General features: G+C 36.9%; 13 protein-coding genes. 5 read left to right on the forward strand and 8 right to left on the reverse strand.

Annotated features, from left to right (window positions below; translation table 11 throughout):
* Nucleotides 1-244 precede the first annotated feature (244 nt).
* The 4 genes from yqeK to AC4BB5_RS17420 all read right to left on the reverse strand — a co-directional run bounded on the left by yqeK (nucleotide 245) and on the right by AC4BB5_RS17420 (nucleotide 3,123).
* Nucleotides 245-856 (reverse strand): bis(5'-nucleosyl)-tetraphosphatase (symmetrical) YqeK, encoded by a 612-nt coding sequence (gene yqeK / locus AC4BB5_RS17405; RefSeq protein WP_490457315.1) that lies wholly within the window; start codon nucleotides 854-856, stop codon nucleotides 245-247.
* A 149-nt stretch (nucleotides 857-1,005) separates the two neighbouring features.
* Nucleotides 1,006-1,572, reverse strand: a complete 567-nt coding sequence (locus AC4BB5_RS17410) for an NADPH-dependent FMN reductase (RefSeq protein WP_490457316.1) — start codon at nucleotides 1,570-1,572, stop codon at nucleotides 1,006-1,008.
* Between the two features lie 11 nt (nucleotides 1,573-1,583).
* Entirely contained in the window at nucleotides 1,584-2,663 is a 1,080-nt protein-coding gene (locus tag AC4BB5_RS17415) for an LLM class flavin-dependent oxidoreductase (protein WP_490457317.1), read from the reverse strand.
* A gap of 34 nt (nucleotides 2,664-2,697) precedes the next feature.
* Nucleotides 2,698-3,123: a MarR family winged helix-turn-helix transcriptional regulator gene (locus tag AC4BB5_RS17420; RefSeq protein ID WP_490457318.1), complete on the reverse strand. Its 426-nt coding sequence runs from the start codon at nucleotides 3,121-3,123 to the stop codon at nucleotides 2,698-2,700.
* A 222-nt stretch (nucleotides 3,124-3,345) separates the two neighbouring features.
* On the opposite strand from AC4BB5_RS17420, the gene AC4BB5_RS17425 reads away from it, so the two are divergent.
* Nucleotides 3,346-4,329, forward strand: a complete 984-nt coding sequence (locus tag AC4BB5_RS17425) for a tRNA dihydrouridine synthase (RefSeq protein WP_490457319.1) — start codon at nucleotides 3,346-3,348, stop codon at nucleotides 4,327-4,329.
* A 153-nt stretch (nucleotides 4,330-4,482) separates the two neighbouring features.
* On the opposite strand, the gene AC4BB5_RS17430 is transcribed toward AC4BB5_RS17425, so the two are convergent.
* The 4 genes from AC4BB5_RS17430 to AC4BB5_RS17445 form a co-directional block, all read right to left on the reverse strand.
* Nucleotides 4,483-5,184 (reverse strand): DUF6287 domain-containing protein, encoded by a 702-nt coding sequence (locus AC4BB5_RS17430; protein WP_490459094.1) that lies wholly within the window; start codon nucleotides 5,182-5,184, stop codon nucleotides 4,483-4,485.
* Between the two features lie 171 nt (nucleotides 5,185-5,355).
* On the reverse strand, nucleotides 5,356-6,015 hold the full coding sequence (locus AC4BB5_RS17435; protein ID WP_490457320.1) for a phosphatase PAP2 family protein: 660 nt from the start codon (nucleotides 6,013-6,015) through the stop codon (nucleotides 5,356-5,358).
* Nucleotides 6,016-6,169: 154 nt separating this feature from the next.
* Complete coding sequence (locus AC4BB5_RS17440; protein ID WP_490457321.1) at nucleotides 6,170-7,279, reverse strand: alpha/beta hydrolase; 1,110 nt, start codon at nucleotides 7,277-7,279, stop codon at nucleotides 6,170-6,172.
* Between the two features lie 25 nt (nucleotides 7,280-7,304).
* Nucleotides 7,305-8,222 (reverse strand): ROK family protein, encoded by a 918-nt coding sequence (locus AC4BB5_RS17445; protein WP_490457322.1) that lies wholly within the window; start codon nucleotides 8,220-8,222, stop codon nucleotides 7,305-7,307.
* 129 nt (nucleotides 8,223-8,351) lie between these two features.
* Between AC4BB5_RS17445 and AC4BB5_RS17450 the strand changes: the two genes are divergently transcribed.
* From AC4BB5_RS17450 to AC4BB5_RS17465, 4 genes are all read left to right on the forward strand, one after another.
* On the forward strand, nucleotides 8,352-9,452 hold the full coding sequence (locus AC4BB5_RS17450) for an AraC family transcriptional regulator (RefSeq protein ID WP_490457323.1): 1,101 nt from the start codon (nucleotides 8,352-8,354) through the stop codon (nucleotides 9,450-9,452).
* Nucleotides 9,453-9,463: 11 nt separating this feature from the next.
* The gene (locus AC4BB5_RS17455; RefSeq protein ID WP_490457324.1) at nucleotides 9,464-10,333 is read left to right on the forward strand and encodes a helix-turn-helix domain-containing protein; all 870 of its coding nucleotides are present in this window, start codon (nucleotides 9,464-9,466) and stop codon (nucleotides 10,331-10,333) included.
* A 93-nt stretch (nucleotides 10,334-10,426) separates the two neighbouring features.
* Nucleotides 10,427-11,647 (forward strand): MFS transporter, encoded by a 1,221-nt coding sequence (locus AC4BB5_RS17460; protein WP_490457325.1) that lies wholly within the window; start codon nucleotides 10,427-10,429, stop codon nucleotides 11,645-11,647.
* A complete protein-coding gene (locus AC4BB5_RS17465) occupies nucleotides 11,647-12,480 on the forward strand; it encodes an alpha/beta hydrolase (protein WP_490457326.1) in 834 nt (277 codons plus the stop codon). Before AC4BB5_RS17460 ends, AC4BB5_RS17465 begins: the two co-directional genes overlap by 1 nt.
* Nucleotides 12,481-12,648 lie beyond the last annotated feature (168 nt).

Genomic DNA, 12,648 nt, shown 5'->3' on the forward strand with positions numbered 1-12,648 from the left:
CATGATACATCGTTTCTTTATTTAAAAATCCTTTTTTTTTTTAATTTTTTCTAAAAAAAATAATAACCTCTTTATACAACTTATTTCAGCAATGAACCTAGGCTATTCGATTTTAACACTGATAAAAAACCTTCAGGTAAATTGAAGGCTTTTTTATGTTAATTCTTGATTAATACATATTTTTCTCATCCGCTTTGATCTCTATTTAAAACAACGTATTATTCGTTTGCTAGAATAACTACTTTTATTCTAGCAACGGTACTCTTTGGTCCTTCCTCACATGACTATGCAATTCCAAATAAGCTTCCCGTAACCATGGATGAATTACCTGAATGGCATGATTTAATAGATAATCGATATAACAATAGGCAGCCTCTTCTAACGAATTATCTAAAGCCGTCATAAGTTGAGTAAGATAGGGTGGTTCACCTTTTTGATCCCATTTTATTTTGTCGGCAATAAATACAACTAAATCTAAATCAGAGTACTCCTCTTTTAACGTCGTGTGACATTCAATGGCAGACAGAATGGCTGTATCAGTCACATTGAATTCATTTAATGCAATTTCTTTTGAGATTCTTTGATGGATAATCATGGGAAGCTCTATTTCTTCTTTGTACAATTCAATCCCCATCTTATTTGCCACGTCGATTCTTTGGTCATCCGGATAAATAGCTGAAATATCATGTAAGTAACCGGCTATACGAGCTTTATATGGTTCGTCCAAATAATTTTTGCCTAACTCATATGCATAATCTCCTACTGAAATACAATGATTATATGTTTTCAAACAATTTTGATCAGTCAAAAAGCCCTTTACTAAGTTTTGTAAATTATTCTGGTCACTACTCTCCATAACATGAGCCTCCCTCGGTATAACTTTATTTTTTAGTTGAAATATTAATTTCATGATACCATTTTATAGGTGTTCTCGCTGCCACGTTTATACTATATAAAAAATACACTCTTCCAAAAAGAAGAGTGTACACGCTCTATCAGTGCCTCTTAAAAATCATATTCCGCTTCTTTTTGTTGAATCATTGTTTGATACGTATCCAGCAATAAGAAAAAATCATCCACGAATCGATCCAATCGAAATTCGATATCTGGGTTTTTGATTTCTTGGCGAATAATATCTTGATCTGTAATAAACACATAGTTTGGCACTAAATTTGCCTTCATATAACTTAATACAGGACGAATTTGCTGCTCAGGAATCAAAAAGTGTTTTTCTGATCCAGCAGTAACGATCATTCCTGCCACTTTATTACGGAAAGCATTGACTGGCAACATATCAAACAAATTTTTCAACGTTCCAGGCATTGATGCTTGAAAAATCGGCGTGCCAATAATCAAGCCATCTGCCTCCATGATTTTTTTCAATGCTGCGCCAACTTCTCCTTCATGTTGAAGATATTCTCGTCCATCAGCGAATGGAAATTGTATTTCCGAAAAATCAATAACGTCCACAACAGCCTCTTCACGCACTTCTTTTATTTTATTGATCGTATAATTGACGGCCACTCTTGATTTACTACCAAAAGCAGATCCGATTATCGCAACGATTTTCATAAGGGATCATCCTATTCTTTGGTATATTTTTTAACTTCCGGCATCACTTTTGTTGCAATCAATTCAATATTTTTCTTAACTAGATCAAGCGGCACACCGCCGAAATCAATTTGCGCCATAAAACGTTGGTGTCCGTATAACTCGTATTGATAAAGCATCTTCTCGATAATTTCATTAACGCCTCCGACCATTAGCGTATCTCTGGTATCTTGTGATTGAGCAAAATGTTGTTTGGGATACGTCCCTCCACGAATCGCAGACCAACCGGCATTTAAGAATGGATACATTTCTTTACGTGCTTGGCTGCCAGTCTCTGCAACATAAAATAAACTTGTTGTTGCAAGCGGAAATTCTTTTTCATCATACCCTGCTTCTGTTAAAGATAAACGATACGCATCCACTGCTCGTTTGAAAATCGGTGCCGGTCCTGCTAATGTTGTCAACATCATGGCAATCCCATCTAAACCAGCTTTGATTGCACTATCCGCTGGTCCACCCACTGCTCGCCAAATAGGTAATTGTCCACGAAGCGGTTGAGGTAAAATTTCTGCATTTTGTAGCGGTGCACGAAATGCTCCTTCCCAGTTCATTCGTTCATTTGGTGCAGCCTCATTCAATAATTTTAACAAGTGCATTTTTTCTTCAAACAATTCTTCATAATCTTTTAAATCAAACCCAAGAAGTTCATAAACACCAACACGTGATCCTCGACCAGCTACGATTTCAGCACGTCCATTTGAAATTAAATCTAACGTGGCATACTCTTCATACACGCGGACTGGATCATTCGTACTCAAAACTGTCACAGAACTAGAAATCTTAATATCTTTCGTTTGTGCCGCGATTGCGGATAGAATCACTTGGTTTGCTTGTCCGATAAAATGACTTTGGTGGCTTTCGCCCACACCAAACACATCGATTCCTGCTTCATCAGCAAATTTCGCTGCTTCGATAATGTCATTGATTCGTTGTTGCTCGCTGATCAATTTGCCTGTCATTGGATTTTTAACGTGATCTCCTAGTGAATATAACCCGATTTCCATACCTTTTGAAGCATCGATACCGAATTTTTCATTCATTTTTTTGTTCATTTTCCTACACTCCTTTTTCATTCTCTAACTATTGTCATAAGTTCATCAATTTTTTGCTGATCTTTGCTAGTTGAAGGACTTCTTGCTTCGTTAAATTATCAAATGCGGATGCCTGCAGTTTACTTTGGGCAATAAAGCAATTGTCTAGCTGCTGTTGTCCACTATCTGTCAAGGAAATGTATTTTTCCTTCCATTCTTGTTGACGTGTGATCCAGCCCTCTGTTTCAAATTGCTTGATCATTTGAGAAACACCCCCCTTAGAGATAAGTAATTTCTCCCCTAGTTCCTTTTGCGTGATTGGTTGGTTTTCCTGAATCTGATGGAGCATATCAAATTTTGACGCATTTAAGTCATATTGTTTTAAAAACTCATTGGACTGAAGATTGCTCTTTTGAACAAACTGCAAAATGGACATCCAACAACTTAATTTTACTTTTTCTGAAATTGATAGCTTTTCCATTGTTTGACCCCTCTTTCGGTTTACAACTAAACTGATAACGATAGTATAATACACTTACTAAAAATAAGCAAACAATTTTTACTTTTTACCCATACTTCATATCACTACTAACTCTAACTTTAGCTAACGTACAAATCTTCCCTTTGATTCTTTCTAGTATTATTAGTATAATGAGTATGTTTTTTAGAACGTAACCGAAAGTAATAGAGTGGAGATTATAGAATGATGAATAATTTTTGGGCAGAACTACCAAAGCCTTTTTTTATTTTAGCACCTATGGAAGATGTGACCGATGTCGTCTTTCGCCATGTCGTCAAAGAAGCAGGCGCACCAGATGTCTTTTTTACTGAATTTACGAATTCGGATAGTTATTGCCATCCAGATGGAAAAGAAAGCGTACGAGGTCGTTTAGTGTTTACCGAAGATGAACAGCCGATGGTTGCTCATATTTGGGGTGATAGACCTGAGTTCTTTAGAGAGATGAGTCTTGGATTAGCCAAAATGGGCTTTAAAGGTGTCGACATCAATATGGGTTGTCCCGTCCCTAATGTAGCGGGACGCGGCAAAGGGAGCGGTCTTATTTTACGACCAGAAGTAGCGGCTGAACTGATTGAAGCGGCCAAAGCTGGTGGTTTACCCGTTAGTGTAAAAACACGGATTGGCTATGCGGAAATCGCTGAGCTGGAAGGCTGGATCACCCACTTATTAAAACAAGATATCGCCAACTTGTCTGTTCATTTACGAACACGAAATGAAATGAGTAAAGTCGACGCCCATTGGGATCTTATACCTCAAATCATGGAAATCCGTGATCGCATTGCACCGCAAACACTGATTACGATCAATGGTGATATTCCCGATCGTCAAACGGGTTTAAAACTAGCGGAGCAATATGGGGTAGATGGTATCATGATCGGCCGCGGTATTTTTAAAAATCCTTATGCGTTTGAAAAGGAACCGAAGGAGCATTCGCCTCAAGAATTGCTTGGATTATTAGAAATGCAGCTTGATTTACAAGATCAGTATGCGGAAATGGTTCCACGCTCAATCGTTGGTTTACATCGTTTCTTTAAGATTTACGTGAAGGGATTTCCTGGCGCTAGTGATTTACGTGTTAAATTGATGGGAACGAAATCGACGGATGAAGTTCGGGAGATTTTAGGGGAATTTTATAATGCAAAGCCAAATGAATCTTTGTCAGAATGATACTGTTTTAAGCGCATCTAGAAATAGAGCGCTTTTTCTTTTTGCTATCGAGATGTAGTAAGCACGAAAAAGATGGTATAAAAAAAGCACCCACTTTTTGTAAGTACTTCATAAAGGTATTACAATGGGTGATTATCAAGGTATCCTAACAACTTAGTCAATTTTATAATAGACATACTCTGCTCGAACAGATGTCGCGGTGTTTTGTGTACCCACAGCAACAATTTTATCCCTGCTAATGTCTCCCTCTAGTATATCGCCCATTACACCTTTGGGTAAAAATGACACATAGATTACTGCTCCCGGGAGATTACTTCTTAAAGAAATAAATCCTTGGTTTTCTTCAAGCCCTAATTGTTGTTCATACGATTTAACTTTATTATTATCGCTCATATATGACACTAACTCAGGTGTCCCATCTGGTGAATTTAGTTCAGGAATATCTACGGTTAGCTCAGTTATTTCCGCTGCTTGCTTTTGGTTAGAAATATCTGTAAACCCCATTGTAGCGTTCTCTACAAAAATTGTATTTCCTAATCCATTTTTCCAAGCTCCATTCAAGCTTGAATAATCGCCTTGTTGAATTTGGGAAAGATTCATCGCTTCAGCTACTGGCTCTTCACTTACTTGTTCCTGTGACCCATCTGTTTCTTTCGTATCCTGAACTGTGCTTGATTGTTTAGTAGTTGATTCTGTGGTTCCTTTAGTTTCTTTACTACTGACGGTCAACTCTGTCGTTTCTTTACTACTAGATGATGATGTAGCTGTGTCGATGCTTGACTTAGCAGAATTATTACATCCTACTAAAACCCCAAAAAACACCATGCACAAACCAAATAAAATAGTTCTCTTCATTTTTTTCACACCAAATCCCCCAAGTCTTTTGTATGTCCTTAACAATATATTTATAGCTCTCATAATAATATACATTACAAGGTCCGTCTACATGGACATAAAGAAAGTAGCAAAAAATAGGCATGTTTTTGCCTACTTCTCACAAAATCATACCTACTTTCATGTAAATTTTTAATGCGTCCCACGTTCAATAGAAGGATACCATTTTTTCTTTAAATACATATTTAAAAACAACACGGTTGATGCCCCCATCAACACATCACTAGCAAAGTGAGCGCCCATAATGACACGACTTAGCATCACACAGATGATCCATGTACCCGAAATAAGATATAGCAACGTCTCTTTCCCTTTTAATTTTTCTAGCCATAACGGTAACCATGTAATCCAAATGATGGTAGCACTATTAGCCGAATGTCCCGAAGGAAAAGACATAAAGTCATCATTAGTGGTAAATCCGTTTATCATATACCAAGGCGTAAATTCTGCTGTTGGGTCGATCATTGAGCGGAAACGTTGCCGTCCCCACAACACTTTGACTAACGTCACGATAATGATCGGAGCAAGAGAAATCACAACACCCGCTTTGGCTATCCGCCGAACCACTTCAAAATCAGCAGGTTGAATGTTAAGTCCAATTAAAGGGAAGATAACCACACAACAAGCTGCTAATCCCCCCATAGCAAAAGTTGGTAATTTTAAATAATGTGTAATTAAAAAGCTTGCCATAAAGGTATCAAACAAAAATAAAGATCCCAATAAACTATTGCCAACCGACCATTTTTTGCCACTTGTTCTGATCATTCCAACTGTACTAAAACAACCAATCAACGCGATAATTACTTCTCCAAACGATTCAAAGAACCAACCAAACGTGCTCTGTGGATTGTAGAGCGTTTCAGAAATCTGTAAATCCGTAAAAGTAAAAATAAGTAGTAAACAAGCAACGAAACCAAAAAAGATTTTTGTTTGTTTTTTTCATCCTCTATCTCCTATTTTTCTTAATAAATTCACTAATATCTCGCATACAATCTTCTGCCTGTGGATAATTTCCTACGTGATCAATATACGCATGCCCCATGCCTTTGTATAAAGTAAAGGTCGTATCCACCCCTAAATCAACCAATTTTTTAGCATAAGCTAAGCTTTCAAAGGTTAAGAAATCATGCTCTCCTGAGGTGATCATCGTTGTTGGCATTTTTTCACTGACTGACATATAGGGTGTTAAGTATTTATTTAAAATATCTTTTGTCCCTAAAATCTCAGATAAACTGGCCGTCATTTTACTAAAAATCTCAATACCAGGACGAATAACGCTCGCTTGTTTCGCATAAATTGCGACATCTTGGTCAATATCAAATTCAGTATATTGATCCTTGATTCCACCCATATTAAGCGTTGGGTAAAGTAAAATTTGACCACATACATCGTCACGATTTTCTTCAATATTTCGGTTACTACAGTAGGCTGTTAAGTTCCCGCCAGCGCTATCTCCCGCTACAAAAATACTACGTTTGTCGGCTCCCCAGTCTTCCACATGATCGGCTAACCATCTTAAGCCAGTGTAGCAATCTGTATGTCCGATTGGGAAAGGATTTTCAGGGGCTAAACGATAATCGATACTGACCGCAATCATATTCGTTTGACTAACAAATAATCTCAAAGCTTCTCTAACAACATCCGTACTGCCAGCAAAGAAACCACCGCCATGAATAAAATACAAAACAGGTGAATAAGCGATCGGTTTATCCGATTGAAAACGAGTCATCGGAATATCAAAACCATCTTCCGCTTTAATCGTAAAAGTCATTTCTTTAATATCTTCTTCAACCATCGGTGTTGAATCCACACTGTTAAACATTTTTCGCAAACGTTTGATTGATTTTGGGCTAGCATCCATTTTCAACATACTTTTGGGGATAAATTTCATCAATAGGCTCATTTTTTTAGCCCCTTTATATACGCGCGGATCCATCGCACCTTCGATATCACAATCTGGAATTGGTTTCACGATGACCGACACATCACGACGTGTTTCTGTATACTGTTTATTCTTGATCGCTTCTACTAATTTTAGATCGTATTCTCGTGCCATTATTATTCCTCCAAAAGTGAAATGATTAATTTTCTTCTAATTCCTCAAGCAAATGATATAATGCCCCCAATAATCCAGCTTCATTTCTAAAATGACAAGGAACAATTTCTACTGGCGTCAGCATCGTCTCTAATAACGGAGCAGAGGCCAGTAATTGTTGATATTGTCGCTTTATTTCGTCCACAAGAATTGGTTGTGCGCTGATACCGCCACCAATAGCGATTCGCTGTAAATCAACGACTGACTGAACATTCATGATGACAATGACCACATGACGACAGAATTCTTCAAACAATGGATAAATCAATTCATTTTTCTTTTCTAATTCTTCAAAAACTTTTTTACCATCTAATGGGTCCTCTAACTTCAATAAACTTGATGCTTGTTGAATGAATTTTACTGCAGAACCTTTCGCTCCTGCCACAGTCTCTAAACTAATTGAAGCATCGGTTGAAAGTAACATGAAGCTTAATTCTCCTGCTTGGAAATGGCTACCGGAGTGAAGTGCTTTATTTAAAACAAGACCGCCACCAATTCCAGTACCAAGTGTCATCACACCGCCATTTTCGATGTCTTTTAATTGCCCTAACCACAGTTCCGCAAGTGCAGCTGATTTACCGTCGTTCATTACGGCACATCGCAGATCCATATAAGATTCGATAAATTCTTTCAAATGGAATTGATGTAGGTAAAACAAAGCTCCTCCATAATAGACAACCCCTTCTTTTGAATCAATTTTACCAGGACAACTAACAGCTACCGCTTTGACTTGCCCTTTGTATTGATCAAGAATACCTGTTAGACAGCGTTTAAAGTCTTCGATATTCTTTGATGTCTCTTCTTTTTTCACAAAAATAATTTGGCCGCTGCGATTAATTAGAGCGTGCTTGATGTAGGTGCCCCCAATATCAATACTTAGAAAATGAGTAGTTAATTCAGTCATACGGATCTCCTCCTATTATCTCTTGATAAGATTTTAATAGCGCTTTCAATTGTATTCTACCCATTTTTAAAATAAATAATAGTATAATTTTATGATTAGTGGTATTTTTGTATCAAAGGAGTTAAAAAAATGATAACGCTTATAAAATTTTTGAATCATTTATCCGATCTCGCTATTTTCTCTTATATTATTGTGGATAAAACAGATGGACGCATCCATCATCAGAAGAACCTTACGAATCACCAGTTGACAGATAAGCAAATTCAACGAATAATAATGCAAACAAACATTATTCATAATTATTACTTTAAAGAGCAAAAATTACTACTATTCGCTTACGATACCGATGAGTTAAATCAATTGGTCTGTCTATTCATTGATGATGAAGTCGGCAATTTCATTTCTCACAACGACCGATTATTAAAGATTTCTGAAACCATTCATCTATTTATGAAGGAAAAAGAATTCACAGCCAAAGAAGTTCAAGCCCTCAATCAAAATATTCTCTACCTAAGAGAAACGATTATTGAAAAAGTACTAAGTGAGCAAATTGAACAGCAACTTTATCACCACGACTTTGAAAGTGAAGAGGCTATGTTTATTGAAGTAATGAATGGAAACGAAGAAGGATTAAAAAGATACTATTACGCTTTTCAAAAAAATAGCCGAACAGGTACCCTTTCAACTGAATCAGCATTGAGGAATCAAAAAAACATCTTAATTGTAGCCGTAGCGGTTTCCACAAGATATGCGATTAGAGGCGGCGTTCCTTATGAACGAGCGTATACTTTGAGTGACAACTTAATTCAAGACATTGAACGAAAAGATCACTTTCATGGAGCACAACCGCCCGTTTTAGAAATACTCCTATTATTTTGTAAAGAGGTGCGTAAATACAACTATATCAAGTACTCTAACACGGTCAAAAAAACGTGTGAGTTTATTCATAAAAATATCTACTCGAATTTATCTGTTCCGATGATCGCTGCTTATACAAATTATTCTGTGCCTCATTTATCTAAGTTGTTTAAAAAAGAAGTCGGGCTTTCTATCAATCAATATGTGATGAAGCAGAAAATAGAAGAAAGTAAACGACTATTAGAGTTTAAACAGTACGATTTAAATACGATCAGTTCCTTACTTCACTTTAATGATGCGAGTTATTTTATTAAGGTATTTAAAAAATATGAAAGTATGACTCCAAAGAGTTATTGGCATGAAAAAAATTAAGGAGGAGTAACATGGTTTTTGAGCATGAATTTATTGAGTACACGCACGAATTGATCCCCGTCAATTGGATTGTTCATGCCGCGGATCATTCTGCAGGAACAGTGCTACCTCATTGGCATACTTCTTTTGAAATCTCCTACACTTATTCTGGAAAAATCGAAAACTATACAATCAATAATGTGACCTATCAAACAGAACCTGGCACCATTTTATTCATTAATTCTGCTGAGGTTCACGGTGCTGTTTCCAGTTATTGCGCTGACCTTGAAGCATTGACGATCCAGATTCCTTATGAGTTTTTAAGTAAGCTGATTCCTGACTTTGAGTATATGCGTTTTGATCATCTGCCTTTAGGAAAAATTGTAGAAGTCAATCAATTAAGGGAAGTTCTGAGCCAGTTTTATCATCTGGTCAGACGGGAACCGCAAGAGTTTTTAGAGCTGCAATTAATCCGTTTAACTTACGAATTAATCTATTTAATGGCAAGAGATTGGATGCACCGCGAAAAAATGCCAATCAATTCTAATGTCTATCATCAAAATTTAGGTCAGATGCAGCCGATCATATCGTTTATTCAAAAAAATTATCAGCAAGAATTATCGGTTGGGATCCTAGCTGATCATTTTCACGTATCGACAAATTACTTAAGTAAACTTTTTAAGAAAAGTCTTGGATTAAGTGTCATGAAATACGTCCAGTTGGTTCGGATCAATCGAGGACAAGAGCTATTACTTCATAGTGACAAACCAATTCATGTGATTTCTGATGTCGTTGGTTTCCCCAATGAGAAATCATTCAGAAGAACCTTTGAAGATGTTTTCCATCAAACACCAAAAAAGTATCAATTGGACTATCGAAAAAAACAAAAGGGCAGAAAATGACCTTTTTTTCGATAGATTCTGCCCTTTTTAATGAGTACATTCGTGATATCCTTTCCTTGTAATCGATTACAATAACCTTTCGGAGGAGCTATCATGAATAAAAACAGCTTTTTATTTAAAGCATCATTACTGTCTATCTCATTAGTTTTAGTAGCGGGACCCGCCGTATCATCACTTATCCCTTTGATGCAGCAGTCTTTTCCAGATCAAAGTACCTCGTCAATTGAACTCATTGCCACGATTCCTAACTTTGGGATTTTAATTTTTGTTTTGTTAAGCAATATTTTTGTTAAATTTCTAGGCAAGAAAAAGACGGTTTTATTAGGGCTTATCCTTGCGTTGATCTCTGGCCTTATTCCTGTTTTTATAGAAAACTACACGGCTATCTTGGCATCACGTTTTATGTTTGGAGCAGGAGTTGGTTTATTTAATGCCCTTGCCGTAAGTTTAATTACTGAACTTTATTCTGGGGATGAGCAGGCTAGTCTAATGGGACTTCAAGGCGCAATGGGGTCAATTGGCAGCACTGTGATGACCTTATTAGTTGGCTACTTTACTAAATTTGGTTGGCAGAATTCTTTTTTAGTTTACGCTATTACCGTTTTACCATTAGCGTTATTCGCTCTTTTTGTGACCTTACCTGCAGCGGAAAAACTAGATGATCCGACCGCTAACACTAAAAAAGAAAAAGAACGTGTCAATGGAGCGACCATCGGCTTAATGCTTTTTGCTTTAATTGTATACGCTTTATTTTTTGTCATCATGTTAAAAACAGCTACTTTACTGGTGGAAACTGGCATTGGCAAACCAGAAACTGCCGCAAGTATTTTAGGCTCCGTTACAATTGTCGGGATTGTTGTAGGTGTTTTCTATGGCAAAATTTTCAAGTGGTTAAAACAGCTGGTATTGCCAATTGGACTATTAGGTATCGGTCTTGGCTTTATCATTATTTTATCCGCAAATTCAGTTGCGATTGTAACCCTTGGTGCTATTATCTCAGGTTTAGCCTTTAGTTTAGCAGCGCCTTTCATGTTTATGTTAGTCGGGCAAATTGCACCGAAGAATTCCGCTAACTTAGCGACAGGTGTGTTGTTAGTCGGGATCAACTTAGGTGTCTTTTTATCTCCCACAATCAATAGTTTTTTAAGTAAAACCTTCGGGATGACAACCGCTTCCGATAGCTTTTTAATGAGCGGAATAGGTCTCATTCTATTAAGTGCATGCTCTTTTATTCTGTTAAGTGTTCAAAAGAAAAAGAATGCGCAAACCGCTATACAAAAAGATACGATAAAAATTAGAAAAGAGGATGCATAATGGCTTTAGTACAAGTAAACTTTATTTCGAAAATGTTATCACGTACGGTAACCTTTAACGCAATTATTCCTTTAGATCATATCTCATTTGGAAAAGAAGAAGTGGCTCAACAAAAACCACTAAAAACATTGTATTTATTACACGGCGCTTTTGGCAACTATACAGATTATTTATCTGGCACTCGTATTCAACGCTGGGCTGAAGAGCATAATCTAGCTGTTATCATGCCGTCAGGTGAAAATCAATTTTATGTCGATAAACCAGATCGTGGTGAAAACTACGGTGCCTACGTGGCAGATGAACTGGTGGAATTTACGAGAAACATGTTTCCTTTGTCTCATAAAAAAGAAGATACCTTCATCGCTGGGCTTTCAATGGGTGGCTATGGCGCTATGATCAACGGATTGAAATACCATGAAACCTTTAGCCATATCGGTGCTTTTTCACCAGGTTTGATGATCGATCAAATTATATCGCGTTCTGAATTATTATCCGTTACAGGTTGGAGTTTAGACTTTTATAACAATGCCTTTGGAGGGATTGATACGATTAAAGATAGTGATAAAGATTATTACTACTTAATCAATCAATTGATTGAAAATAAGCAAGACATTCCTAAAATATATCTTCCAATCGGCACAGAAGATTTCTTACTTGAAAGTGTTCGAGGCTTTAAATCATTTGCGGATGATAAAGAAATTCCACTTACTTATATTGAAGATGAGGGTGGACATGAGTGGGACTTCTGGGATAAATATGTGGAAAATTTCTTGGATTGGTTACCTTTGGATGAAAAAGGAAATTATTTGAGTAGTGGGAATGTGGCGGAATAACGCGTGATATGAAAGAAAAGGTGTAAACATTTTTTGGCGAATTTCAGTTTACTCAGGTATCGTGATTACAGTTTTTCTCACTGGTTAGATGAGAAAGGCAATAACTAAAAGCAAGTTTCTTCTATCCTCGCTCGTTCGTAGTTGCAACAGAAGTACAAGAAAACCACT

Source organism: Enterococcus sp. AMC1252 (assembly GCF_058216515.1).

What these genes read in the sequence shown, in the direction of transcription:
- yqeK (WP_490457315.1), bottom strand. Translation starts at nt 856, where the DNA reads ATGGAGAGTAGTGACCAGAATAATTTACAAAACTTAGTAAAGGGCTTT.
- AC4BB5_RS17410 (WP_490457316.1), bottom strand. Translation starts at nt 1,572, where the DNA reads ATGAAAATCGTTGCGATAATCGGATCTGCTTTTGGTAGTAAATCAAGA.
- AC4BB5_RS17415 (WP_490457317.1), bottom strand. Translation starts at nt 2,663, where the DNA reads ATGAACAAAAAAATGAATGAAAAATTCGGTATCGATGCTTCAAAAGGT.
- AC4BB5_RS17420 (WP_490457318.1), bottom strand. Translation starts at nt 3,123, where the DNA reads ATGGAAAAGCTATCAATTTCAGAAAAAGTAAAATTAAGTTGTTGGATG.
- AC4BB5_RS17425 (WP_490457319.1), top strand. Translation starts at nt 3,346, where the DNA reads ATGATGAATAATTTTTGGGCAGAACTACCAAAGCCTTTTTTTATTTTA.
- AC4BB5_RS17430 (WP_490459094.1), bottom strand. Translation starts at nt 5,184, where the DNA reads ATGAAGAGAACTATTTTATTTGGTTTGTGCATGGTGTTTTTTGGGGTT.
- AC4BB5_RS17440 (WP_490457321.1), bottom strand. Translation starts at nt 7,279, where the DNA reads ATGGCACGAGAATACGATCTAAAATTAGTAGAAGCGATCAAGAATAAA.
- AC4BB5_RS17445 (WP_490457322.1), bottom strand. Translation starts at nt 8,222, where the DNA reads ATGACTGAATTAACTACTCATTTTCTAAGTATTGATATTGGGGGCACC.
- AC4BB5_RS17450 (WP_490457323.1), top strand. Translation starts at nt 8,352, where the DNA reads ATGATAACGCTTATAAAATTTTTGAATCATTTATCCGATCTCGCTATT.
- AC4BB5_RS17455 (WP_490457324.1), top strand. Translation starts at nt 9,464, where the DNA reads ATGGTTTTTGAGCATGAATTTATTGAGTACACGCACGAATTGATCCCC.
- AC4BB5_RS17460 (WP_490457325.1), top strand. Translation starts at nt 10,427, where the DNA reads ATGAATAAAAACAGCTTTTTATTTAAAGCATCATTACTGTCTATCTCA.
- AC4BB5_RS17465 (WP_490457326.1), top strand. Translation starts at nt 11,647, where the DNA reads ATGGCTTTAGTACAAGTAAACTTTATTTCGAAAATGTTATCACGTACG.